The organism is Serratia sp. 3ACOL1 (genome assembly GCF_003668775.1).
Classification (GTDB): domain Bacteria; phylum Pseudomonadota; class Gammaproteobacteria; order Enterobacterales; family Enterobacteriaceae; genus Chania; species Chania fonticola.
The window spans coordinates 2,920,026-2,946,114 of sequence record NZ_CP033055.1 but is presented as its reverse complement, the minus strand read 5'-3'; the positions used below and the strand labels follow the sequence as shown (position 1 = coordinate 2,946,114).

Sequence of the window (26,089 nt, the reverse complement as noted above, 5' to 3'; positions counted from 1 at the left end):
TGGGGGCTAAACAGGGTTAAAGCCTGCGCGTTCTGAGCTAACTAATCGATTATTTTAACGGGCGCAGCATGCAGCGCCCCTACGTGAGGAAACCGCGTTTATTCCAGCAGATCGCAATTTGGCGGTAAGCGGCACTCGATAGCATTAGGCAGCACCTCAATGCGGAAATCACGACCTTTCAGCGGTTCGCCATCAAGGTTAAAGGTGATTTCATGCGGCGCGGTGATTTCCAACCATGGCAACGAGGCATCGACTACGTTGCTGTTTTCCTCACCGCTAAACAAGATATTGACCAGCGTAGGCAGCAACTCTTCGGCAGTGAGCAGGCGCACCTGCAATAAACCATCGTTAATCAGCGCGCCAGGGCAAAGTTTCTGCCCACCCCCGGCCTGCCTACCGTTGCCGATACCAATCACCAGCGCTTCTCCGGTCCAATGGAAATCTGGCCCGCGGATCTCGCAACTGTCGGCTTTCAGGGCATCCAGGCGCAGCAACCCATGGATGAAATAAGAAACGCCCCCCAGCGCCGCCTTCAGTTTTTCCGGGGTTTCGGTGGTGATGCGGGTGCCAAAGCCGCCGGTCGCCATATTGATGAAATAGCGTTCGTCATTGACCTTGGCCAGATCGATCGGTACCGCTCGGCCCTTGATGGCTAACTGCAAGGCCAAATCTGGCTGTAGAGGAATAGAGCAGGCGGTAGCAAAGTCGTTGGCGGTACCCAGCGGCAGTATGCCGAGTATTGGCCGAAACTCTGAGGGCAGTTGTGCCAGTGCGGCAGCGACTTCGTTGATGGTACCGTCGCCACCACCGGCGATCACGGTTTCAACCCTCAGTTGGCTAGCCTCTTTGACGTAACGAGCGGCATCCCCCAGTTCCCAGGTGACGCGGACATGCAGGGTCTGGCCCTCATTACGCAGCTGGTTCACCGCTGCGCGAACTTCCTCGTTGCCGGAGCTTTTACCATTGATGATAAGCAGTGCTGGTGCATATTGGTGCATTCCTGATCCTTGTGGCGAAAAACGAATCGGCTGTCAAAGGGTGGCCAGATGGGTTTCCATGTAGCTAAACCCCTAACCCAAGTCGTTAACGATAAACCACAAGCCAGTGGCGGGCCATAAGAATATTCAGGTAATGCCGAGTTTGGCTGCTACAGGGTATTTATATAGTCAATGCCCAATGGGGGTAATACCTTTCTCTCACGCGAGTTAAGCGTTGGTATTAACGACCTTATTAATCGCTATAGAATAATTTATATATTGCAAGGGAAATGATAAGCCGCTTGGCGTAATGCAAGAAATATCCTAAAAATGCCAATGAAATTTTCAGCTGATTGAAATTAAAGGGGATAAAAAAGAAAAGGCCAACCCAAGGGAGATTGGGCTGGCTAAGGAGGTGGTTCCTAGTATTGCTATGCAAATATTTTCGTTATTAGTTTTAAGCAGCCTGATAATAACCAAGCCGCGCGCTAATTGATGTGATCTGATTCTAATATTTGCCAAAAATTGCCACCCAGGTGGGTGGCGATAAACATCTTAACCGTTCTGGCTATCGTCCTGCGGCAAATTGCGGATCAACAACGCATAATTTAGGTCGATATCCTCGGGGATCGGCAAATAAACGATATGGCCGTTGCCCGGAGCGACATCGATCGTCTCGCCTTTCTTGTTTTGCAGGCTTTCCAGGGTAAACAACACGTTACCCCCTGGCGTCATCATCTCGACGCTGTCACCAACCAGGAATTTATTTTTTACATCCACTTCCGCCCAGCCGTTACGGCGCACCCCGGTAAATTCCCCGACAAACTGCTGCAGTTCGGAAATGGAGGAACCGTAATCATAGTTCTGGTGGGCATCGTGCGTATGGCGGCGCAGGAAACCTTCTGTATAGCCACGATGAGCCAGGCCTTCCAGCGTGGTCAGCAGGCTAGGATCGAAGGGTTTACCGGCAACGGCGTCGTCAATGGCACGGCGATAAACCTGCGCGGTGCGGGCGCAGTAATAAAACGACTTGGTCCGGCCTTCAATTTTCAGCGAATGTACGCCCAACTGGGTGAGCCGCTCTACGTGCTGGATGGCTCGCAGATCTTTTGAGTTCATGATGTAGGTGCCGTGCTCGTCCTCAAACGCGCTCATGTACTCGCCGGGTTTCTGCGCTTCGGAAAGCATAAAGACTTTATCGGTTGGCGCGCCAATGCCCAGCGTCGGCTCAACGTTTTGCACCGCGATAGGCTCATGCAGATGCACGATGCTGCCGGTATCGTCTTCCTTGCCTTCTTCTGCCTTATACTGCCAGCGGCAGGCATTGGTGCAGGTGCCTTGGTTGGGATCGCGTTTGTTGATGTAACCGGAAAGCAGGCAGCGGCCGGAATAGGCCATGCAAAGTGCGCCATGCACGAAGATCTCCAGCTCCATCTCTGGCACCTGGCTACGGATTTCCGCCACTTCATCCAGCGACAGTTCGCGGGAAAGGATCACTCGCGTCAAGCCCATCTGCTGCCAGAACTTCACCGTTGCCCAGTTGACCGCGTTAGCCTGCACCGAGAGGTGAATGTCCATCTGCGGGAAGGCTTCGCGCACCATCATGATCAAACCGGGGTCGGACATGATCAGCGCGTCCGGGCCCATGTCGATCACCGGTTTCAGGTCACGCAGGAAGGTTTTCAGTTTGGCGTTGTGTGGCGCGATGTTAACCACCACGTAGAATCTTTTGCCTAGCGCATGGGCTTCGTTAATCCCAAGCTGCAGGTTCTCGTGGTTAAATTCGTTATTACGTACGCGCAGGCTGTAACGCGGCTGGCCAGCGTAAACCGCATCGGCCCCATAGGCAAAGGCGTAACGCATGTTTTTCAGCGTTCCCGCCGGGGAGAGGAGTTCTGGTGTAAACATAGTGATTCTCGGTCTGATTTCAGGTCAGCACCGCGCCACCCAATGGCGCAGTGAAAGCGGGGGATTGTAGCGGCAGCCCGCCAAGAAATCAGCAATTAACCGGAAATTTTCAAGGGAGATTGATCTTCATCATCAGAAAAACCGCGCGGTAGCGGATACCGCGCGCAGGCCGGATGAGATTTATGCGCTTAAATCGCGCACGTCGGTGGTAGGGCCATTTTTGATCACCGACTGAATACCGCTTTTCGCTGCGCTATCCGAGCTGTACATCTGGCTGGTGCCAATCACCTGATGGTTTTTGGCTTTCAGCACGAAATAGGGTTTGTTGTTGCTGCTGATTTTCACTTCAAACTGCGCCTCATGAGGCGAATTGGTTTGCACGGACGCAATCCCGTTTTCCGCCGAGGCTTTGCTGGCATACATCTCGCTGGAGAGAATGATCTCGCCATTGCTGGCCTTCAGGTTGAAGTGATACTGCCCGTTGCTCGATTTTGTCAGCTCATAATGTCCGCTTGCCATGGTCCTGCTCCTGATTAGTGCCAATAAGTGAGATAAGTGTAGCTAATGTCTCAGCAAGCGTTTTTTTTAACGGTGAAGTAATGCGTAACAGTGCACAGAAATGGGTGGCTTTTTGTGCTTTTGGCCAGATTGGGCTGGAGGTAGGTTGCCCTGGTTACATTGGCGATTGCGTAACGGTTCGCATCGTTGGCATAAAACGTTAGACGGCAGATGATTTTGCTACGTTGTGAGGATAGGGTGGCTGATATCCGCATTCCTTATGCGAACAAAAAACAGGCAGCTTGGCCTTGGCATCCACTCAAAATAGGCATATGCTTTGGCCTATGCCAGTGTGAGGAGGTGCAATATGGAAAGAGTCGCCAAGCTTTTTAAAAACGGTAGAAATCAGGCGGTAAGATTGCCAGTGGAATTCGAATTCGATGTCGATCAGGTTTATATTCGCCGGGATGAACAGGGTAACGTTATCTTGTCGAAGCATCCAATGAAATTGGACTCCTGGCAACCGCTACTGACCATGTTGCAAAACGTGGCGGTTCCTGCTGACTTCCTGACTGCTGACGATCGCCAGCAAGGGGTAGCAGAACGGGATCCGTTCAAGGAGGAGCAGTAAGTCATGTATATGTTCGACACTAACACGGTGAGCCAGCTTTTTCGTCAGCATCCTCGGCTGCTTGCGGCTATGGGCCGGGTACCGCCATCGTCGGTGTGTATTTCCAGCATAACCCAGGCGGAACTGCTTTATGGCGTCGCCAAGCGGCAGAACAAGGCGCTAAAACAGACGGTGATGATGTTCCTGGACGCCGTCACCGTTTACTCCTGGGACTCTGCGGCGGCACATTGCTATGGTGTCATGCGAGCAAGTATGGAAAAACAAGGCAGACCGATGGGGGCGTTGGATCAGCTTATTGCCGCACATGCGGTAAGCCGTGGCGCAACCATAGTGACCAGCGATCGAGCTTTCACTATGGTCGCGGAGCTTGAGGTGGAAGACTGGACGCAGTAAGCGTCACAGCCCATTGACCAGCCGACACTGTTCGGCTTCCCAGCGGTAGCCCACCCCGTAGACCGAGCGGATAAACGCCTTGTCACCGTCGATCAGCTCTAGCTTGCGGCGCAGGTTCTTGATATGGCTATCGATGGTGCGGTCAGTCACCACCCGGTAATCGTCATACAGATTGTTCAACAGTTGTTCGCGTGAAAACACATTGCCCGGCTGGCAGGCCAGGGTTTTCAGCAGGCGGAATTCCGCCGGTGTCAGATCCAGGATATGGCCCTGATAGCTGGCTTGAAAGCGCGGCTCATCAATGTGCAACAGAGACTCATCGTCACTATGTTCCTGTGGACGATAGCAACGACGCAAGATGGTTTTCACCCTGGCAACTACTTCGCGAGGGCTGTAAGGCTTGCAGATGTAGTCATCCGCCCCGATCTCCAGCCCCAGCAGGCGGTCGATCTCTTCGATTTTGGCGGTCACCATGATGACGGGGATGTCGGTAAAGCGCCGTAGCTCACGGCAAACGGTTAAGCCATCGCAGCCTGGCAGCATCAAATCCAACAAAATAAGCGCCGGTGGCTGCTCATGCACCGCCGGGATCACTTCGCTGCCGTTGCTCAGCCAACGGGTGGCGTAGCCAGCAGCCTGCAAGTAATCTACCAACAACTGGCCCAGCTTGGGTTCATCTTCCACAATCATGATCTGTAGTGACTGATTTTGGTTTTCCATCAAACAACCTTATTATTCACCAGAGATGGGGAAATCTACTGTAATGCGCACGCCGCCTAAAGGCGAGTGTTGTGCACGGATCTCGCCGCCATGTGCCTCCACAATGTTCTGACAGATGGAGAGCCCCAGTCCCGAACCGCCGCTAGCGCGGTTACGCGATCCTTCAGTGCGATAAAAGCGTTCGAAGATGAGAGCCAACTGCTCGTCGTTCACTCCCGGGGCACTATCCTGCCAGTAAATCCGCACCGTTCCCGGCAGGCGTTCGATACCAATCTCCAACCGGCCACCGGCATCGGTATAGCGTTGGCTGTTTTCCAACAGGTTGTTGAATAACTGGAGCAGTCGGTCCGGATCGCCAAACAGTGGCATCTGTTCCGGCAGGTAGGTGACGATTTCCAACTGCTTGGCATGAAAACGCTCACGGAAGGCCGCCACTGCGATCTGCACCAGGTGCACGCAATCTACCGGCAATTTACGGTAGGCGAGGGCACCGAGATCGGAGAGTGACAGTTGGTGCAGGTCGTCTACCAATTTGGTGAGGGTTGAGACTTCCGCCTGTAGCGAACTGAGCGAAGCCGGTGTGGGCTGGCGAACGCCGTCTTGCAGCGCCTCTAACTCACCACGCAATACCGCCAGTGGGGTACGCAGCTCGTGGGAAACATCCGCCATTAACGCCCGCCGCATCTGTTCGTTCTTTTCCAGCGAGGTGGCAAGCTGGTTGAAATCCTGCGCCAGCCGGCCCAGCTCATCCTGGCTGCTGACCGCCACCCGAGCGCTGAAATCACCCGCCGCCAGCCGATGAGTACCACCGACCAGGCGTTTGACCGGTGCCAGCAGGCCGCGCGACATCAGCCAGGTCACTGCCGCCGCCAACAAGGTGGATAGCCCAACGATCATCCAACTGGTGCGCCGCTGTTGGCGATCGAAGTTGATGTCCGCATTGCGCGTCAGTTTTTCCGGCGGAGTAGCTACCACCCAACCGACGATCTGATTGTTGTAGTGGATCGGGTGGCGGGTGCTCTCTTTAGGGATCGGGCCGGAATGACCCACCAGCCGGTTATACTGGCTGTCCACCACCCAGAATTGGGTGCGCCAGCCCTTGGGGGGCAGATTGTGGCTGCTGTCGCTGTTCTGCTCAAACGAACGCATGATCTGATACACCACCTGATCGTTGTTACGCAGAAATTCCCAGTTGCCGTGGCGGCGATACTGATCTTCCAACGCGTCGCCGAGCATGCTGATGCGTTGTTCATTGCTGTGCTTGATGTAATCGATAAAACCCCGTTCAAAGCTGACGCGTACGCCCCAGTGCATGGTGATCAACACCAACATGCAGGTGGCGAAGATCGCCATAAACAGCTTGCCGGTTATGCCAATTCTCATCAGATTGCCTCCGGGAAACCTGGGCCTTTAGGCCGGGGAGGAAAGGAGGCAGTTTTCAAGCTAACTTCTTTTTGTTTTTTCACTATAACTTCTGTAATTTTGTACATATGAAACGCGCCTACAAATATCGGTTTTATCCAACACAGGATCAGATTGAGTTTTTAGCTCACACCTTCGGCTGTGTGCGTTTTGTCTACAATTCAGTTCTCCGCTGGCGTACTGATGCGTACCGCGAACGACAGGAGAAGATCGGCTACATTCAGGCCAATGCCCGACTAACCGCCCTAAAAAAAGAGCCTGAATTTACCTGGCTGAATGATGTTTCCTGCGTCCCGTTACAGCAGACTCTTCGCCACCAACAGACCGCCTTTTCTAACTTCTTTGCGGGGCGTGCCAGGTACCCAACATTCAAAAGCAAACACCACAAACAATCTGCTGAATTTACGGCGAGTGCCTTTAAATACCGTAACGGCACGCTGTACATGGCTAAAAGCACGACGCCACTCCATGTTCGCTGGAGTCGTGAACTCCCCTCGACACCTTCAACCGTCACCATTTCCAAAGACGCATCAGGTCGATATTTCGTGTCCTGCTTGTGCGAATTTGAACCAAAATCACTGCCTGTTACCGCAAAAATGACGGGCATTGATATGGGTTTAAAAGATTTGTTCGTCACTGATAGCGGATTTAAAACCGGCAATCCCCGCCACACGGCGAAGTACGCGAAACGTTTAGCGTTGTTACAGCGCCGATTGAGCAAGAAGCAAAAAGGTTCAAGGAAACGTGCTAAAGCAAGATTAAAAGTCGCAAAGCTCCACGCTAAAATTGCTGATTGCCGAATGGACAGCCTGCATAAGTTGTCCCGCAAACTGATAAACGAGAACCAAGTTGTTTGCGTTGAATCCCTGAAAGTGAAAAACATGCTCCGTAATCCCAAACTGTCGAAAGCGATATCCGATGCCGGATGGAGTGAATTTGTGCGGCAGCTACAGTACAAGGCGAAATGGTCTGGACGTTCTGTTGTTGCCATAGATCAGTTTTTCCCGTCGTCAAAACGCTGTAGCTGTTGCGGCTTCACCATGGAAAAAATGCCACTTGATGTTCGTCACTGGCACTGCCCTGAGTGCGGAGCTGAGCATGATCGAGATATCAACGCGGCGCGTAATATCAAAGCTGCCGGGCTGGCAGTGTTAGCCCACGGAGAGCCTGTAAATCCTGAATCGCAGCACGCGGCTTAGGTTCGGCTCTGTGAAGTGGGAGTCCTCGCCCTTTAGGGCGGGGAGCAGTCAATGTGTCCTCGTGGAGCCAGTGCCCGGCTCTTTGGTCAACGTACGGTTGGGGGCGATGTCGGTCGGTACGCGGGCGAAAGCCAGCGCCGGCAGGGCAATAATCAGCGCCATGCAGCCATAGCTGTAAATAAAGGCGTTGTGGATAGCCGGGCTATCGGCCACCACCTGATGATGCGCGAAGCTGCCAATCAGGATCCCTGCAATGCTGACGCCCAGGCTCATGGATAGCTGCATCACCATCGATAGCAGGCTGTTGCCGCTGCTGGCCAGCCGATCGGGCAGATCTTTCAGCGTCAGGGTATTCATGGCGGAAAAACGCAGGGAGTTAACCATGCCCTGGAAGAACAGGACCACCGGCAGCAGATAAACCCAGCCCAGCATCGCCACCAGCGGAAAACTCAGGGTGACCAGCGCCAGCATCAGCGTGGCGGCCACCAGCACATTACGATAACCGAAGCGGTTAACCACCTGCACCACGATGCGCTTCATGCCCATGCTGCCGATGATCATCGGGATCATCATCAACCCGGCGTGGAACGGGGAAAAGCCCATGCCCACCTGGAGAAATAACGGGGTCATAAAGGGCAACATACCGCTGCCGATCCGCCCTAACAGGCTACCGGTCAGGCCGACGCGATAGGTTTCTGTCTTGAATAATCGCAGTGAGAACAGCGCGCGGCTGTTACCACGGGCGTGCAACCAGTAGCCAGCCAGCGAAGCGCAACCCATTGCCACCAGCCCGGCGATGGTAGCAGAGGAAAGCCCCATGCCTTTATGCCCGTCTAGCGCCAGCGTCAGCGTCGCCATGCCGATCGCCAACATGATAAAGCCGCTGATATCGAAACGCCGGGTCTGCATGGTGTAATTGGGCATCAGCAGCGCGGTGGCAATTGCCCCGGCGATACCCACGGGAATGTTGATCTGGAAGATCCAGTGCCAACTGGCGTATTGCACCAGGAAGCCCCCCAATGCTGGCCCCATCAGCGGGCCGATCTGGCCGGGCAGGGTGACGAAGGTCATTGCCGCCATATACTGTTCACGCGGGACGATTTTCATCACCGTCAGCCTGCCGACCGGCACCATCATCGCACCGCCGATGCCCTGTATCACGCGGGAGGCCACCAGCTCATTCAGGGTTTCCGAACGGGCGCACAGGATCGACCCGAGCGTGAACAGCACGATGGCGCTGAAGAACACCCGTTTGACGCCTACCCGATCCGCCAGCCAGCCGCTGGCGGGCAGCATCACCGCGACCGTCAGCACATAGGAGACAATCACCGACTGCATGCGCAGCGGGTTTTCCCCCAGACTGGCCGCCATGGAGGGCAACGCGGTATTGACGATGGTGGTATCCAGCGTCTGCATGAAGAAGCCGAAAGCCACGATCCACAGCTGCCATCGCACCGAGGTGGACCCTAGCGGGGCGCTGGGTTTGATGCTCATCTCATAAGCCCTTTATCTCCCGCGTTGCTGCCGATCAGTGAGGCAGCGGCGTCAGTTTTTTACCGCGACGGAACTTCATCTGTAAGCGGTCAAAGTACAGATAGATCACCGGCGTGGTATACAGCGTCAACAATTGGCTCATCAGCAGCCCCCCGGCAATGGTGATCCCCAGTGGCTGCCTCAGCTCCGCCCCATCGCCGCTGGTCAGAACCAGTGGTAAGGCGCCAAACAGGGCCGCCAACGTCGTCATCATGATGGGGCGAAAACGCAGTAAGCAGGCCTGGAAGATCGCCTCACGGGCGCTGATCCCGCCGTTGCGTTGCGCATCCAGGGCAAAATCGACCATCATGATGGCATTCTTTTTAACGATACCAATCAACAGCATAATACCGATTAGCGCAATCAGGCTAAACGGTGCGTCAAACAGTTCCAGTGCCAATAGCGCCCCGACCCCGGCAGAAGGCAGCGTGGATAGTATGGTCAGCGGATGGATATAGCTCTCATACAAAATACCCAGCACGATATACACCGTGGCGATGGCCGCCGCGATCAGGAACAGCTGTGATTGCAATGTTTCCTGGAACACCTGTGCGGTACCGGCAAAAGAACCTCGCACGGTGGAGGGAACTCCCAGTTGCGTCATGGTCCGTTCGATGGCTGCCGTCGCCTCGGACAGGCTGCCACCGTCCGGCAGGTTGAACGAGATGGTGGAGGCTGCCGACAGCCCCTGATGGTTCACCGCCAGCGGTGCGTTGGCTGGCCGCCATTGGGCAAAGTAAGACAGCGGGATCGGCTGGCCGCTGCTGTTGATCACAAACATTTTGTCCAGCGAGCTCACGTCCTGGGTATAGGGAGGTGCCACCTCCATCACCACTTTGTATTGGTTCAGCGGCTGATAGATGGTGGAAATCTGGCGCTGTCCGAAGGCGTTGTTGAGCAGGTTGTTGGCGTCGTTGACCGAAATGCCCAGCCGCGACATGGTTTCGCGATCGTAGGTCAGATCCATTTCCGAGCCTTTGTCCTGCTGATCGGAGTTGACGTCCGCCAGCTCCGGCAAGGCTGCCAGCGCGGTGCGGATCTTTGGCTCCCATTCGCGCAGTGCGCCAAGATCGTCGGCCAACAGCGTGTATTGATAGCTGGCGTTGGCCTGCCGCCCACCGACGCGGATATCCTGCACCGCCATCAAGAACAGGCTAGCCCCCGGTTCTTTCGCCAGTTTGGCACGCAGGCGAGCGATCACCTTTTGGGCATCATCGGTGCGTTCCGACAGCGGCTTGAGGGAGATAAACATCGAGCCGCTGTTGGTGCGCGAACCGCCGGTGAAACCGGTGACGTTATCCACATCCTTGTCTTCCCGCACGATCTTCATAAATTCTTGCAGCTTACCGCGCATTGCCTGAAACGAAATGCTCTGGTCGGCTTGGATAAAGCCCATCAGGCGGCCGGTATCCTGCTCGGGGAAGAAGGTTTTTGGAATACTGATATACAGCCAGACGTTGAGGGCAATCGTGGCCAGGAACACTGCCATGACCCAGAGGGAATGGCCCAATACCCAGTTGAGCGAGCGGCCATAGCCCTGCTGTAAACCCAGCAACATGCGGCCAAAACCCCGAATACGCCGCTGTTCGCGCGGTGGCTGGTAGCGCAGCAGATAGGCACACATCATCGGCGTCAGCGTCAGTGAAATCAGCAATGAAAGCCCGATCGACACCGAAAGCGTCACGGCAAATTCACGGAACAGCCTGCCTGGCAAACCAGCCATAAACAGCAAGGGAATAAACACCGCCACCAGCGATACGCTCATGGAAAGCACGGTGAAGCCGACTTCACGCACCCCTTGCAGGGCGGCTTTGATCGGTTTCATTCCGGCCTCGACGTGGCGTGAAATGTTTTCCAGCACCACGATGGCGTCATCCACCACAAAACCGGTGGCGATGGTGAGCGCCATCAGCGACAGGTTATTCAGGCTGAAGCCGCACAGGTACATGGCGGCGAAGGAACCGATCAGGGAAACCGGTACGGCCACTGCCGGGATCAGCGTGGCGCGGCCAGAGCGCAGGAAGATGAAGACCACCAGGATCACCAGCCCGATGGCTATTACCAAAGATTGCTCCACCTCGGCCAGCGAGGCACGGATCGTCGGTGAGCGATCCTGAGCAATACTCAGCTCGATCGAGGCGGGGATGTTCTCCCGCAACGCGGGCAACTCGGCGCGGATACGATCCACGGTTTGAATGATATTGGCACCGGGAGCACGGCTAATGGTGAGAATGATGGCCGGTTTGGCGTTGGTCATCCCGGCGTTGCGTACGTCCTGGACCGAATCAATGACGTTGGCCACGTCGCTCAGCCGTACCGCCGCGCCGTTATTATAGTGAATAACCAACGGTTGGTAGGCCGCCGCGGTTTTCAATTCGTCGTTAGCCTGGACCTGCCAGCGCTGCTGTGGGTCATCCACTGCGCCTTGCGGGCGGCGCACGTTGGCGTTGGCGATGGTTTGCCTTACCGCATCCAGTGAAATCCCCTGGTTGAATAAGGCGCCGGGATTAAGCTCCACGCGTACCGCAGGTAAGGAACTGCCGCCGACCGAGACATCGCCTACGCCTTCCGTCTGGGCAATTTTTTGCGCCAACTGCGTAGACGCGAAGTCATACAGCTGCCCTTGGTTGTAGGTATCCGAAGTCAGCGTCAGGATCATGATTGGCGCGTCGGACGGGTTGATCTTGCGATAGGTGGGGCGGCTTGGCATCCCGGTAGGCAACAGACTTTGGGCGGCGTTAATCGCGGCCTGTACGTCACGCGCAGCCCCGTTGATATCGCGATCGAGATCGAACTGTAGGATCACCCTGGTGCTGCCAAGTGAACTTGTCGAGGTCATTTCATTCACCCCGGCGATCCGGCCCAGGGCCCGTTCCAGCGGTGTGGCCACCGAGGAGGCCATGGTTTCCGGATCGGCGCCAGGCAACGAAGCGCTGACCAGAATGACGGGGAAATCCACCTGCGGCAGCGGCGATACCGGCAGCAGCCGGAAGCCAATCACCCCGGCGATGGTGATCGCCAGAGTCAACAGCGTTGTGGCAACCGGCCGGTAGATAAACAGGGCGAAGAATTTCACGGCAGCTCCTGCGGTTCTGGCTGGCGATGGGTATTGCGCGCCAATTTATCAAACAGCAGGTAAATCACCGGCGTGGTGAACAGCGTCAGGATCTGGCTCATCACCAGGCCACCGACCATACAGACGCCCAGCGGGCGGCGCAGTTCGGCCCCGACGCCGGTACTCAGCATCAGCGGCAATGCCCCCAGCAGCGCGGCCAGCGTGGTCATCAGGATCGGGCGAAAACGCAGCAGGCAGGCCTGATAGATGGCGTCGTACGGCGTCATCCCTTGCTCACGCTCGGCAGCCAATGCAAAGTCGATCATCATGATGGCGTTCTTTTTCACGATGCCGATCAGCAAGATGATGCCGATAATGGCGATCACATCCAGCTCATGCCCGGAGAGCATCAGCGCCAGCAGGGCTCCGACACCGGCGGTGGGTAGGGTAGAAAGAATGGTCACCGGGTGGATAAAGCTCTCATACAGCACGCCCAGCACGATATACATCGCGACCACCGCCGCCAGGATCAGCCACAGCGTGCTGCCAAGGGCAGCCTGAAATGCCAGCGTGGCGCCCTGGAACTGTGTGGTGATGTCTTTGGGCATATTGAGGTCTTTCTCAGCCTGAGTGATCGCCTCTACCGCTTCCCCGAGCGAGTAATTACCGGCCACGTTAAACGACACGGTGGCCGAAGGGAATTGATCGAGATGGTTGATCGACAGCGGGCCGAAACGCTCTTCTATCTTGGCGATGGTGCTCAATGGCACGATGGTACCGTTGCTGCTGGTCAGGCGGATATCGTTTAACGCAGAAAGCCCTGGTGTGCTGGAGACATCATGCTCCAGCACCACCCGATATTGGTTGGCCTGGGTGTAAATGGTTGAGATCAGGCGCTGACCGAAGGCGTTATACAGCGCGCTGTCGACATCGCTCATGGTGATGCCAAGGCGCGAGGCCGAGTCTCGATCGACATTCACATAGGCCACCAGCCCCTGATCCTGCCAGTTGCTGGTCACTTCGGCCAGTTGCGGCGCCTGCTGCAATTCGGCCATCAACTTCGGCACCCACAGGCTGAGTTCATCCAGTGACATCGCCTGGAGGGTGAACTGGTACTGCGTACGGCTCACCTGGGTGTCGATGGTCAGATCCTGCACCGGTTGCAGATACAGCTTCAAGCCGGGGAACTGCGCCGTCTGTTGCTGCAGGCGGGTAATGATCGCCGGGATGCGATCGCTCCGTTCGCTCAGCGGTTTAAGGTTGATCTGCAAACGGCCGCTGTTGAGCGTAGCGTTGCTGCCGTCCACGCCGACAAAGGACGTCAGGCTTTCTACCGCCGGATCCTTGAGGATTTCGGCAGCAACCTGCTGCTGGCGCTCGGCCATGTTACTGAATGAAACGCTCTGTGGCGCTTGCAGCGTGCCCTGAATGATGCCGTTATCCTGTACCGGGAAGAAGCCTTTCGGCATTAGCAGATACAGCAACACGGTCAGCGCCATAGTGCCGAAGACGACGCCTAACGTCAGCCACTGATGGTTCAACACCACTTTTAGCCACACGCCGTATTGGGCGATCACCCGGTCAAAGAAGCGCTCGGAAGCACGAGAGAAACGGTTTTGCTTACGCAGCGACTCGTGGCTAAGCATTCGGGCGCACATCATCGGCGTTAGCGTCAGCGACACCAGCGCGGAAATCAGGATCGCCACTGCCAGCGTCACCGCAAACTCACGGAACAGGCGGCCAACGATATCCCCCATAAACAGCAGTGGGATCAGCACTGCTACCAGCGAGAAGGTCAGCGAGATAATGGTAAAGCCGATCTCCCCGGCCCCTTTCAGCGCCGCGTCGAGCGGTTTTTCACCTTTTTCGATATAGCGCGAGATATTCTCGATCACCACGATGGCGTCATCCACCACAAAGCCGGTAGCGATGGTCAGCGCCATCAGCGTCAGGTTGTTGATGGAGAAGTCGAGGAAATACATGACGGCAAAGGTGCCTACCAGGGAAAGCGGCACCGCCACGCTCGGAATAATAGTGGCGGGAACGTTACGCAGGAAGACGTAGATCACCATGATGACCAGGGCGATCGCCAGCAGTAGCTCAAACTGTACGTCGCTGACCGAGGCCCGGATAGTGGTGGTGCGATCGGTCAGCACCTTCACATCTACCGACTTTGGCAGGCTCTTGATCAGCTCTGGCAGCATTTCGCGAATACTGTCAGCGGTGGTGATGACGTTGGCACCCGGCTGGCGCTGAATATTCAGCACGATGGCCTGCTCTTTATTGGCCCATGCCGCCAGGCGGTTGTTCTCTGCGCCTTGCTCAATGGTGGCGATATCTTGCAGGCGGATGGCCGCGCCGTTCTGATAGGCGATAATCAGTTGCCGGTAATCTTCAGCGGTTTTCATCTGATCGTTGGCAGAGAGCGTGACCGAACGCGTCGGGCCATCCAGGCTACCTTTGGCCGAATTGACGTTGGCGTTACTGATGGCGGTGCGAATGGTTTCGCTATCCAGCCCATAGGCGGCCACCGCCGTAGCATTGAGCTTCACCCGCACGGCCGGGCGTTGTCCGCCAGAAATGGTGACCAGACCGACCCCGTTAACCTGCGAAATCTTTTGCGCCACCCGGGTTTCCACCATGTCTTCTACCTGGGTCATCGGCATGGCGGTTGAGGTGACGGCCAGCGTCAGGATCGGTGGATCGGCCGGGTTAACCTTGCTGTAAATCGGCGGGTAGGGCAGATCGCTGGGCAGCAGGTTGGTGGCGGCATTGATGGCCGCCTGCACTTCCTGCTCGGCAACGTCCAGCGGCAGTTCAAGCTGGAATTGCAGAGTGATCACCGAGGCGCCACCGGAGCTTTGCGAGGCCATCTGCTTAAGGCCGGACATCTGGCCAAACTGGCGCTCCAACGGCGCAGTGATCGCCGAGGTGACCACATCCGGACTGGCACCAGGATAGAGCGTGACGATCTGGATGGTTGGGTAATCCACTTCCGGTAGGGCGGAAACCGGCAGCGAGCGATAGCCAATGATCCCGGCCAGCATGATAGCCAGCATAAACAGCGTGGTGGCTACCGGGCGAAGAATAAACAGGCGGGAAGGCCCACCGCCGCTATGGGGGGACATCGACTGCATCAGGAATTCCCCTGAGGTTTAGCGCGGTGTTTCGGTTGCTCTGCATTCGGGGTGGCTGCCGCGTTATGAGGCGCCACCACTTCAACCTGCATACCTTCGGTCAGGCGGTCGATGCCGTCGGTCACGACGCGGTCGCCCGCATTGACACCGGCGCTAATGACCACCTGCTGACTATCCTGAATACCGGCGGTAACCCGATGTTTGCTGACCTTATTGTCTGCGCTCAGCAGCCAGACGAAGTTGCCTTCGTTGCCCATTTGCAGTGCGGCAGTAGGGATCACCACCGCATTTTGCAGGGTGGCAACCTTCAGCCGGGCGTTAACGAACTGATTCGGGAACAGCGCATCGTCCAGATTGTCGAAGCGAGCCTTCAGTTTGATGGTACCCGTCGCGGTATCGATCTGGTTATCCAGGCTCAATAGCTCACCGGTGGTTAACAACTGCTGGTTGGTGCGGTCCCAAGCTTCGACGCTCACCGGGCCAGCTTTCTGCGCTTTGACCAGATCGGCGATATTGCTCTCCGGCAGGGTGAAGACCACATCGATCGGATGCGTTTGGGTGATCACCACGATGCCGGTAGTGCTGCCGCTGGCGATGTAATTGCCCACGTCAACCAGCTTAAGGCCCACGCGGCCATCTATAGGTGCGGTGATTTTGCTGTAGGTTATTTGCAGTTTGGCGCTGTCCACCGCCCCTTGATCGGCCTTGATCGCCCCTTCGGTCTGGCGAACCAGTGACTCCTGGGTATCCAGCTCCTGGCGCGATACCAGGTTGGTTTTTGCCAACTGTTGGTAACGGGCGAGGTCGCGTTTGGCATTGGCCAACGTCGCCTGATCTTTGGCTAACTGCCCCAGAGCCTGAGTTAATTGCACTTCGTAAGGGCGTGGGTCGATCTCAACCAGCAGGTCTCCCGCCTTGACCTGTTGGCCTTCGGTAAAGTGTATCGCCATCAATTGACCATCGACGCGGCTGGTGACGGTCACGGTGTTGGCCGCGGTGGCGGTGCCCAATCCTGAGAGGAAACGCGGCACGCTCTGCACTGTGGCGGTGGCGGCCTGTACTGGAGACATAGGAGCCCCTCGTCTACCACCGGCTCTGCCTGCAGCTCCTGCTGGGCCTGAACCTGCCTGCTGCGCACCCGGCGCTGCATCGGTAGCCTGTGGCGCGCTAAAGTGACGCCAGATCAGAATGGCGGCAAGCACCACGATAACTATGGCTAGCAGGCGCAAGAGCAGTGAGCGGCGTTTGGGTTTTGTATTCATGGCGTTGGGCATTCTCTCCAGAGACAGTCGTGCGGGCAATCAGTTGCCAAAAGTGATACTCCTTACAGGATACTAGTTTAGCGAGCCGTCACGGTGTAAAAATGAAGGAAATATGGAGGAAGCGTCAGGTTTGTCGGCGGAGAATGTCTATTTTACCGAAACAACGCTTAGCTAGACATTTTCTGACATATAACCGATTCGTTTTAGCGTTCCAGCCGTTTTCGCGCTAATAATTTAGGGCGAATTTTTCCTTTTCCCTCAGGAGCCACATTATGAGCAAGAAACCGTTGGGTCGTTCAGGCATTCAGGTCCCGCAACTGACCTTTGGCGGCAACGTATTTGGCTGGACAGCAGACGAGGCCACGTCTTTCAGCCTGCTGGATGCGCTGGTAGCCAATCAGCTGAATTTTATCGATACCGCCGATGTCTATTCGAGCTGGGCGCCGGGCAATCAAGGCGGTGAATCAGAAACGGTGATTGGTAACTGGCTCAAGAAAAGCGGCAAGCGTGATCAGGTGATCATCGCAACCAAGGTGGGAAAACCGATGGGTGAGGGCAAGCAAGGCTTGTCGCCACGCTATATTCGTCAGGCTGTAGAGGATTCGTTACGCCGCCTGCAAACCGATTATATCGATCTTTATCAGTCCCATGATGACGACCAGGACACTCCGCTGGCGGAAACTCTGGCGGCGTTTGATGAATTGATCAAGGCCGGGAAAGTGCGTGCCATAGGCGCTTCAAACTATCAGGCAGATCGGCTGGTGGAAGCGCTGAAAGTCAGCGAGCAAAACGGACTGGCGCGCTATGAAACCCTGCAGCCGGAATACAATCTGTATGCTCGTGAAGGTTATGAACAGGCGCTGGAAACGGTGGCGCAGCAACAGGGGTTGGGGGTGATCAACTTCTTCTCACTGGCCAGTGGTTTCCTTACCGGCAAATATCGTAGCGCACAGGACGTGGGTAAGAGCCAGCGTGGGGATACCATTGTATCGCGTTATCTGAATCCGCGCGGTTTCCGCATTCTGGCGGCCCTCGATCTGCTGGCGGAGAAACACCAGACCACACCCGCACAGATTTCGTTGGCTTGGCTGATTGCTCGCCCAAGCATCACCGCGCCAATCGTCAGCGCCACCTCGTTAACCCAGTTGGATGAGTTGGTGAGTGCCACACGGCTGCAATTGGCCGCCGAGGATATCAAGACGCTGGATGAGGCAAGTGCCTGAAATTAGCGGCGGATTTGCGCCAAATCGCCCTCAGAAAGGCCGGTCAATTTTATTATCATAGCGAGGTCAAAGCCATCAGCCAGCATGGCACTCGCTATTTTCAGGATGGCTTCCCGCCCTTCTTCCCGTCCTTCTTTTCGCCCTTTTTCGATACCCTGCTCGAACCCTTTTTGCTCGAGATATTCTGCAATAGTCATCAATTCCTCCTCATGCCGTGGCGTGCGCCTGGCCAACTCACGGATCAACCTCTCCGGTTCAGTCGTGCTCCCCACCTGCAGCATATAGTTCATCAACGATATGAGTTGTTCTTTCGTAGTGTATCCGGCCAGCAACAATGTGACCAGTTGATCTCGCAGCTCGAACAGGTCACGCTGCCGTACGTGCTTTTGCAATAGCTCCAAAATGGCCATACGGCGATGCTGCATAATCTCATCGTCCGGTATGACCGTAACATCAACCAGCGGAAAATGCCCGGCAAACAGCTGCTTGGCCAACTCTGGGTCACTGAATTCCTCTAACCAACTCATTGAATAGGGATAAGGCGTCACCTGGCCGTGATAAAAGAGCATGGGAATAACCAGAGGAAGCTGGTCGTACCCTGCTTCAAGGTGGCGTTGCATTGCCGCAATGGCATAGCGTATTAAACGAAATGCCATATGTTTGTCTGGAGTACTTTGATGCTCGATAAGGGCATAGACATAGCCTTTCCCCTTTCCCGCTCGCAATGAGTAGAGCACGTCAGAGTAATAGGTACGCAGGTCACTTTCGATAAAGCTGCCGGACTCTAACTTTAACGTATTCAGATCGCAAACTTGCAGCAATGCAGACGGTAAATGTAATTCCAGAAAGTCACGAGCCGTATCAGGATGAGTAAGAAACTTTTTGAATACTGAGTCATGCAGAGTGGGGGTGGTTTTTTTCATGCAGGTCCTCCCTGGACGTAACATAAAAAAACCTACTACAGATTTTCACTGGTTCACATTACGACTGCACGGGCTCTGAATCTGTCTCGCAAAGTCCCTTAGGGTGAGGGTAGCGATACAACACATGCTTGCGTAACGGATGGCACAGTGGTAAACGGGGATGCTCGAAGGTTTCACCGCTGAAGTTCATCCCGATGCGCTCCATCACTCGGCGGGAAGGGAGATTAATTTCAGCAGTAAAGGACACTACTTCTGACAGTTGCAGCGTATTGAGAGCGATATCCAGCGCGCAACGTGCCGCTTCGCTGGCATAGCCTTGGCCCCAATGCTCCTTCGCCAATCGCCAGCCAATTTCCACGCAGGGCGAGCAGGGCAGATCGTCACCAGGAATGGCTAGCCCGACAAAGCCGATAAAGGCAGCCTGATGCTTCACCTCGACGGCCCACAGCCCCCAGCCGTGCTGTTGCATAAATTGGCGGATGCGATTTGCCTGGGCATCGCTTTCAGCGCGGCTTAGCGCTGCCGGGAAGTATTTCATCACCTCTGGGTCGCTATTGAGCGCGGCAAAGGCGGGCAGATCGCTATCTTGCCAACCGCGTAGCAGTAATCTGGGTGTTTCACCCGTGATGATAGCCATAATGCTCCATTGTCAGGGGCGTTAGCCGCCCCTGCGTTAATCAACGAAACAGCGTCTGCGCCCAGCGTGCCAACCCGGCGGTGACCGAGCCAAAATCGTTGCCCCCGACTATCGGGATCCCTGGCAACTGCTGTTGCAGTGCGGTTCGCAGCAGTGGTGAGCGTGCGCTACCACCGGTCAGGTAGATAACCTGCGGCTTGCTTTGGCTGGTGGCCAGGGCGGCGCTAACCTGTTCCTGGATACGCAGCAGAGGTTGGGCAATGGCATCGGCCAACTGTTCCTGGCTGATCATCTCTGCCAGCTCCGGCTGCACAAAATCCAGTTGAGCGCTGATGCTTGCCTGACCCGATAGCGCGATTTTACTCTCTTCCGCCGCACGTACCAGCCGATAGCTCAGGCGCTGCTGATGGACTTTCAACAGACGTTTCACCTTCTCGGGTTCGGCCGCGTCGCGGATCAGATCGCGCAGCATACGGCCATTGGCCGTGCTGTAGAAATCGATTTGGGCCGGGACATCGTTGGTCGCTACCGCGTTCCAGTAAGGCAATGCAGGCATGGCAATACCTTTCTCGGTTTCACCGCCCATACCGAACAGCGGCATCAGCTGTTTGAACGCCAGCATAATATCCAGATCGTTACCGCCCACGCGGCAACCGCTGTGCCCCAACAGGCTCTGTTGGCGATCGGCACGATCGCGCCATTGTGGCCCCATCAGCAGCACCGAGCAGTCGGTGGTGCCGCCGCCGATATCGACCACCAGCACGGTTTTCTCTTCGCTCAGCGTCGCTTCAAAGTCCAGACCGGCGGCAACCGGTTCGAACTGGAACTCGATCTCTTTGAAACCGGCCCGTTGTGCGGCACGATGCAAAATCCCCTGCGCCTGCTGGTTAGCCTCTTCACCGCCGGTGCCCTGGAAGTTGATCGGGCGGCCAATGACGGCCTGATCGATGCTGGTTTGTAATACGCCTTCCGCCTGGCGCTTGATGTGGAACATCATGGCACACACCAGATCTTCAAATAGCGCAATCTGCTGTGGCTTAAGGCCGTTAGCCCCTAGGAAGGATTTCGGTGAGCGGACAAAATACACTTCTTCCGGATCTTCGATGTAGTGGGCCAGCGCCTGCAGGCCGAACAGCACGCTGTCGCCGTTGACCGGAATATCTTCTTCGCGGTTGAAGGTGATGGCGCGGCGCAGCAGTTGCTGGTTTTCCTCGCTGCCGGTTGGCACCTGCCAGTGGCGATGCAGGCACTCACTCACCGCTTCACGCGTCGGTGCGCACAGCATTGAAGGGAGATACGGTTCGTTGTTTTCCAACGTCAGTAATTCAGGGCCCTGATCGCGCATAACGGCGACAGAGCAGTTGGCAGTGCCATAATCGAAGCCAATAAACATTTTTCGTTCCCCATGCCGATGAAGGGGGGCGACTTTACCCGAGACTGGTCTGCCGAGCAACGAGTGGGCGGCTAACTGGTGAAAAATTTAGCGGTAATTGCGGCGGCATGGTTAACTTGAACCAGGTTGGAGACAAGGGTACCGAATTTGTAGGGGCGCCGCACATGCTGTGCCCGTTTAACAGCACCCCGACAAAGTGAGTCAAGCAGGTTAATGTCCGATTCCCGCACGTCAGCCACAGGTCCGAGCGCCATAATGAACAAAAAACTGACTCCGAGCGATGCCATGAAGAATCAACAACAGGCGCTGTATAGCGCGCTGAGTGCGCGTGACCGTAAGTTTGACGGACGATTTTTTGTCGGTGTCTCCTCCACCGGTATCTATTGCAGGCCGGTATGTAGCGCCCGCACGCCGAAAATCGAAAATTGTACGTTTTACCCCAGCGCCGCTGCCGCCGAACTGGCCGGTTTTCGCCCCTGCCTGAAATGTCGCCCTGAATTGGCTCCAGGGCTGGCGCTGATCGACCTGGGCAATCGCTATGCTCAGGTTGCGGTTCAGCTGATCGAGCAGGGCTATCTTTCAGAGCACAGCTGTGAACAACTGGCTACCCGCCTGGGGATTTCCGATCGCCATCTGCGGCGCATTTTTGCCGAGCAGTTCGGCGCCTCCCCTATTGATTACGCCCAGTCGCACCGTCTGTTGCAGGCCAAACGGCTGCTGGCGGATACCGATTTGCCCCTGAGCGAGGTGGCGTTTGCCGCCGGGTTTGGCAGCCTGCGGCGTTTCAATGAGCTGTTTAAGGCCCGTTATCGCCTGATCCCTTCGGTATTACGTAGCACTGCTGGCCGTAGTGAGCGTGCCGCCACCAGCGGACTGGTGTTTCATCTGGGGTATCGGCCACCTTACGATTGGCCGCGTATGCTGGGGTTCTTACAGACGCGTGCGGTCAGCGGCGTGGAAAGCGTTGTCGGTCAACAATACTGCCGTTCGATCGCGGTGGAGCAGGGCGGCGTCGAATATTGCGGTTGGGTGAGCGTCCAGCCGGAAGAGGCGCGTAACCGGGTGCGGGTGGAAATTGCCCCGTCACTTAGCCGGGTGACGACCGAAGTCCTGCGGCGCATTCGCCAACTGTTCGATCTGGATGCCGCGCCGGACCGCATTTGCGAGGCGTTAGGCGCGCTAGCGGCGGATACGCCCGGCTTACGTTTGCCTGGCTGCGTCAGCAGCTTTGAGCAGGCTACGCGTGCGGTGTTGGGGCAGTTGGTCAGCGTCAAGATGGCAGCTACCTTTGCCGGACGGATGGCCGAACGCTGGGGAACGGCGCTGGAGCAGCCGTATGGCGATATCACTCATGTTTTTCCGCAGGCGGCGCGGATCGCCCAGCTGCAACCGGAAGATCTGCGTCCATTGGGCGTACAGCTGAAGCGTGCGGCGGCGCTGATAGAAATTGCGCGTAGGGTGACTGAAGGGCGTTTGCAGCTGGATAACGTGCTGGATATCGAACAGGGTATCAAAGAGTTAACTGCATTACCGGGGATAGGCAGTTGGACCGCCAGCTATATTGCTATGCGGGCCTGGTCATGGCCGGACGTTTTTCTGGCGGGGGACTATCTGATCAAACAGCGTTTCCCCGGCATGACGCCGCGCCAGATTGAGCGCTATGCCGAACGCTGGCGGCCTTGGCGCTCCTATGCCACCTTGCATCTGTGGCATAACGATCGTTGGGCACCTTCAGTGAATACCGAAGTAACCGCCGCTGAGTAAATCGCTCAGCGGTAGCTCCAGCGCAACGGTGTCACCGTCTACCAGATCGACCCCGATGGCAGTCAGCGCACTTAGCGTAACCTGTTGATGTGCGGGGCCGGCCAGAGTTTGAATATTAATACGGTGCGCGGCACCATGGATCATCGACACCATCAGTTCATCCATTTGATTGCAGTGGACGTCGGTGATAAAACGTTCGTCAATGCGGATGTAATCGATAGTCTGGCCGTTTAACTGATCGAAGGCGTTCAGGTTGCGGCCAAAACCATTGACGATCAGCTTGCAGCCCATCTGCTGCAAACGGCGGATAAAGGCGCCGCCGTCCTCTGGGTGATCGAGCACGATGGTCTCGTCCACCATCAGATACAGCGCGCTAGCCGGCAGCACGGAAGCCGCCAGTAACTCCAGCAAATAATTTTGAAAATCAAGATCCAGCACGCTGTCTGTGGCCAATGGCAGCGCAATGGCCAGCCCCTTGCGGCGTAGAGCTTCGCCGTGTCTTTCCAGTACCTGGCTTACCAACCAGCGATCGACATCCGGTAGCAGGCCGTAGAGCTGGGCAGCGGCGAGGAAGGACTCAGAGGCCAACAGGCGATCATCGGGTGGGCGAACGTGCAGCTTTAACTGGTAGAAACAGACCGCCTGCGGCGTTTTAGGCGGTGAGGCAGCCCTGACGTGTAACAGCAATTGCTGATCATCGATAATATTCAGCACTTCCTGGCGCGTTAGCAGCTCATGCTGGCGCTCCATCTGCTGTTTTTGCCGGGCTTCATAAATATAAACCTGACCGCGGCCATGGTGCTTGGCGGTATAACAGGCGATATCGGCCTGTGCCAATAGCTCGCTGCTCTTGCCGCTGGTGGCCCCGATTGGTGTAATACCGGCGCTGGCGCCGACATGATAAACCTTGCCTGCCCAGCAGAATGGGTGTTCGCCGACCTGCTCGATCATCTGTTGCATCAGCAGCTTGGCCTGCTCCAACGAACAGTCGAACAGGATCAGACCAAATTCGTCGCCACCGAGCCGTGCCAGGCAGTCGCTGTTACGCAGTTGGCGTTGCATCAACTGGCCAATCTCTCTGAGCAAGGCGTCGCCTGCCGCGTGTCCGGCACTATCGTTAACCGCCTTGAACCTATCGAGATCGAGGAACACCAGCGAGTGCTGTTGCTGGTTTTCGGCCGCGCTGGCAATAGCGCCCTTCAGCCGCTTTTCGAAGCTGGTACGGTTTTTCAGGTTGGTCAGTGCATCGTGTGAGGCGTTGTAGCTGAGCTTTTTCATCAGTTGCCGCGAGGCGCTAACATCCTGCAACACCATCACTGCCCCCATTACCTCACCTTCGATGGTTTTCAGCGGCGATACCGATTCCTGTACGTCGAAGCGGCGGCCGTCGCGGCTATGCAGTACCAGCGCGTATTCTGCTGGCAGGGGGGGCCCCTCTTGCAGACAGTTTTTCACCGGATTTTCTATCTCTGGGCCATCCTGGCCGTTGGTCATCCGCACCACGCCGTTGATCGGCATACCGAGCGCCATCTCCAGCGGCCATCCGCACATTTGTTCAGCTACCGGGTTCATAAAGGTGATACGCATGTCGCGGTCGGTGGAGATCACCCCTTCGCCGATGGCGTCCAGCGTAATGTGTAAACGTTCCTTCTCTTCGTGCAGCGCTTCGGCCAGCGATTTGATTTCCGTCATGTCGATATTGGTACCGATCATCCGCTTTGGCTCACCATGCTCATCGAAAATGGTATTACCCTGGGCGCGAATATGGCGTATTCCCCCCAACCGGGTCTTGATGCGGAATTCCATCACAAACGGCCGGTGCTGATCGGTAAGCGTTGCCATTTGCCGCCCGATGCGTTCACTATCCTCCTCCAGCATCAAAGAACTCCACAGTGCCAGGGTGGGGGGTTGATCCGGTGTCAGTTCGTACAGCTCGAACATCCGTTTGTCCCAGGTGAGTTTATCCCCAGCCAGAATCCATTCCCATACGCCGATCCCGCCAGCCTGATTGGCTAGCGTTATGCGTTCCACCAGGCTGCGGTTCTCCGCTTCGGTACGTTTTAGTTCGTTGATATCTTCTACTTGAGAAATAAAGTACAGCGGTTGGCCCTGCGGATCGCGTACCAGAGATACCGCCAGCAGTGTCCAGACGCTCTCACCGTCGCTGCGGATATAGCGTTTTTCCATGGTGTAGCTGCTGATGTGGCCATCTACCAGGTCTTGTAACTGTGTCAGGTCGGCATTTAAATCATCGGGATGAGTGATTTCTTGAAACGTCAGGCGGCGCAGGGTTTCTGGAGGATAGCGTAACAGTTTGCACAGAGCCTGATTGACCTGTAACCATTTCCCTTCTGGTGACACCAGCGCCATGCCGATGGCCGAATACTCCAACGCATTACGAAAACGCGCTTCGCTTTCCACGATATGCTCTTTTTCCACACGGAAGGCATGCATCACCATCGCCATGGCATGGGCCGGGATCAGGATCAACATCAGCGGCAGGTAGATTGTCACATCGCTTAAAAACGCCCCCCTATCCTGAAAATGCAACAGCCCGAGCGAGATCATCACCGTAATCATCAGGGTCGTGGTAAAACAGATGATAAAGGCTTCGAGCCGCGGCAGGCTGATCGCTGCCCACAGCAACGGCAGGATGATAAAGGTAAATGGGAAGGGTAGGTTGAGCAGCGCCAGATAGCTGAAGACCAGTGTCCCCAGCGATACCAGCAGCAGTTCAAACAGGTTTAGCGTTCTTAACATTGAGCGGCGATAAACCAGCCCGATCGGCGCCAGGGCCAGTACGCCAATCGCTTCGGAAATAAACCAGGTGCTGAAGGGCTGCCAAAAGGTTTCCCCTGGTTCCGGCGCTACTGTGGCCGCCAGTAGTGCGCTGAACATAGGCATGAAGATCACGGCGCAGAAAACAAATTTCAACCAGCTTGCCAAGTCGTTTAACGGATCGTTCGGCTGCAGTATTCGCCGTAATAGCAGGGTACAGACGGTGGCTTCCAGCAGGTTAATCAGTGTGAGTTTGACCGGGAACCAACTGAGGCCGAACAGCAGGAAACTGGCAATACACATGCCGATCCCGCAGAGGATCAAGTGCAGTGGCCAATTGCGCGGCGGCTGGTGGAACATCAGCATAATAACGGCGGCAGTTGGGAACCACAGCGGGGTAAAGTGGCTGGATTCTGCTGACAGCGTCAGGCACAGGTAGGCCAGCAGAAACACAATCAGTGCGCTCAGCAACGAGTGAGTGAACAAGGTACCTTTAGCTTTGAGTGGGTGCTGCGCTGCGCTGAGATCCATCGGTAACCTTCACTTTGTGCTATCGACCACTGAACCCTGCCGCCATAGGGAAGTACAGCGGACGAGGAATACCTATCCAAGTATATACCCAACCTGTATCAAGAC

18 protein-coding genes are annotated in these 26,089 nt (G+C 56.0%); 5 read left to right on the top strand and 13 right to left on the bottom strand.

Annotated elements, in window-relative coordinates; genetic code table 11:
* Positions 1 to 98: 98 nt before the first annotated feature.
* The 3 genes from yegS to D9980_RS13205 form a co-directional block, all read right to left on the bottom strand.
* Positions 99 to 998, bottom strand: a complete 900-nt coding sequence (gene yegS, locus D9980_RS13215) for a lipid kinase YegS (RefSeq protein ID WP_121607533.1) — start codon at positions 996 to 998, stop codon at positions 99 to 101.
* A gap of 534 nt (positions 999 to 1,532) precedes the next feature.
* Entirely contained in the window at positions 1,533 to 2,885 is a 1,353-nt protein-coding gene (gene yegQ / locus D9980_RS13210; protein ID WP_021178794.1) for a tRNA 5-hydroxyuridine modification protein YegQ, read from the bottom strand.
* A gap of 180 nt (positions 2,886 to 3,065) precedes the next feature.
* A complete protein-coding gene (locus D9980_RS13205) occupies positions 3,066 to 3,404 on the bottom strand; it encodes a YegP family protein (RefSeq protein ID WP_024486176.1) in 339 nt (112 codons plus the stop codon).
* 346 nt (positions 3,405 to 3,750) lie between these two features.
* On the opposite strand from D9980_RS13205, the gene D9980_RS13200 reads away from it, so the two are divergent.
* Together D9980_RS13200 and D9980_RS13195 are read left to right on the top strand one after the other, a co-directional pair.
* A complete protein-coding gene (locus D9980_RS13200) occupies positions 3,751 to 4,014 on the top strand; it encodes an antitoxin (protein ID WP_021178792.1) in 264 nt (87 codons plus the stop codon).
* Between the two features lie 3 nt (positions 4,015 to 4,017).
* A complete protein-coding gene (locus D9980_RS13195; protein WP_121607532.1) occupies positions 4,018 to 4,407 on the top strand; it encodes a type II toxin-antitoxin system VapC family toxin in 390 nt (129 codons plus the stop codon).
* 3 nt (positions 4,408 to 4,410) lie between these two features.
* Here the strand turns inward: D9980_RS13195 and baeR are convergent, their stop codons facing one another.
* Positions 4,411 to 5,127 carry a two-component system response regulator BaeR gene (gene baeR, locus D9980_RS13190; protein WP_024486275.1) on the bottom strand — a complete coding sequence of 239 codons (717 nt, stop codon included), beginning with the start codon at positions 5,125 to 5,127 and terminating at the stop codon, positions 4,411 to 4,413.
* A gap of 12 nt (positions 5,128 to 5,139) precedes the next feature.
* On the bottom strand, positions 5,140 to 6,510 hold the full coding sequence (gene baeS / locus D9980_RS13185) for a two-component system sensor histidine kinase BaeS (RefSeq protein WP_065686566.1): 1,371 nt from the start codon (positions 6,508 to 6,510) through the stop codon (positions 5,140 to 5,142).
* Between the two features lie 107 nt (positions 6,511 to 6,617).
* On the opposite strand from baeS, the gene D9980_RS13180 reads away from it, so the two are divergent.
* A complete protein-coding gene (locus D9980_RS13180; protein ID WP_121609020.1) occupies positions 6,618 to 7,748 on the top strand; it encodes an RNA-guided endonuclease TnpB family protein in 1,131 nt (376 codons plus the stop codon).
* Positions 7,749 to 7,796: 48 nt separating this feature from the next.
* Here D9980_RS13180 and D9980_RS13175 read toward each other — a convergent pair whose 3' ends face one another.
* From D9980_RS13175 to D9980_RS13160, 4 genes are read right to left on the bottom strand one after another with little or no spacing between them, the layout of a single operon-like run.
* Positions 7,797 to 9,242 (bottom strand): MFS transporter, encoded by a 1,446-nt coding sequence (locus D9980_RS13175; RefSeq protein WP_121607531.1) that lies wholly within the window; start codon positions 9,240 to 9,242, stop codon positions 7,797 to 7,799.
* 34 nt (positions 9,243 to 9,276) lie between these two features.
* Complete coding sequence (gene mdtC / locus D9980_RS13170; protein WP_121607530.1) at positions 9,277 to 12,357, bottom strand: multidrug efflux RND transporter permease subunit MdtC; 3,081 nt, start codon at positions 12,355 to 12,357, stop codon at positions 9,277 to 9,279.
* Positions 12,354 to 15,473 carry an MdtB/MuxB family multidrug efflux RND transporter permease subunit gene (locus D9980_RS13165; protein ID WP_121607529.1) on the bottom strand — a complete coding sequence of 1,040 codons (3,120 nt, stop codon included), beginning with the start codon at positions 15,471 to 15,473 and terminating at the stop codon, positions 12,354 to 12,356. Before D9980_RS13165 ends, mdtC begins: the two co-directional genes overlap by 4 nt.
* A complete protein-coding gene (locus D9980_RS13160; protein WP_121609019.1) occupies positions 15,473 to 16,735 on the bottom strand; it encodes an MdtA/MuxA family multidrug efflux RND transporter periplasmic adaptor subunit in 1,263 nt (420 codons plus the stop codon). The genes D9980_RS13165 and D9980_RS13160 overlap by 1 nt, the downstream gene beginning before the upstream one ends.
* A gap of 272 nt (positions 16,736 to 17,007) precedes the next feature.
* On the opposite strand from D9980_RS13160, the gene D9980_RS13155 reads away from it, so the two are divergent.
* Entirely contained in the window at positions 17,008 to 17,958 is a 951-nt protein-coding gene (locus tag D9980_RS13155; RefSeq protein ID WP_121607528.1) for an aldo/keto reductase, read from the top strand.
* Positions 17,959 to 17,960: 2 nt separating this feature from the next.
* On the opposite strand, the gene D9980_RS13150 is transcribed toward D9980_RS13155, so the two are convergent.
* Genes D9980_RS13150 through yegD form a run of 3 tightly spaced genes read right to left on the bottom strand, consistent with a single transcriptional unit; the run spans position 17,961 to position 20,911 of the window.
* Complete coding sequence (locus D9980_RS13150; protein WP_370454323.1) at positions 17,961 to 18,905, bottom strand: Rpn family recombination-promoting nuclease/putative transposase; 945 nt, start codon at positions 18,903 to 18,905, stop codon at positions 17,961 to 17,963.
* Between the two features lie 34 nt (positions 18,906 to 18,939).
* Positions 18,940 to 19,518: a GNAT family N-acetyltransferase gene (locus tag D9980_RS13145; protein WP_370454322.1), complete on the bottom strand. Its 579-nt coding sequence runs from the start codon at positions 19,516 to 19,518 to the stop codon at positions 18,940 to 18,942.
* Positions 19,519 to 19,558: 40 nt separating this feature from the next.
* The gene (yegD, locus tag D9980_RS13140) at positions 19,559 to 20,911 is read right to left on the bottom strand and encodes a molecular chaperone (protein ID WP_121607525.1); all 1,353 of its coding nucleotides are present in this window, start codon (positions 20,909 to 20,911) and stop codon (positions 19,559 to 19,561) included.
* Between the two features lie 255 nt (positions 20,912 to 21,166).
* Here yegD and alkA point away from each other — a divergent pair, with 255 nt between their 5' ends.
* The gene (gene alkA / locus D9980_RS13135; RefSeq protein WP_121607524.1) at positions 21,167 to 22,675 is read left to right on the top strand and encodes a DNA-3-methyladenine glycosylase 2; all 1,509 of its coding nucleotides are present in this window, start codon (positions 21,167 to 21,169) and stop codon (positions 22,673 to 22,675) included.
* Here alkA and D9980_RS13130 read toward each other — a convergent pair.
* Positions 22,643 to 25,984: a diguanylate cyclase gene (locus D9980_RS13130; RefSeq protein WP_121607523.1), complete on the bottom strand. Its 3,342-nt coding sequence runs from the start codon at positions 25,982 to 25,984 to the stop codon at positions 22,643 to 22,645. The genes alkA and D9980_RS13130 overlap by 33 nt on opposite strands.
* Positions 25,985 to 26,089: the final 105 nt, after the last annotated feature.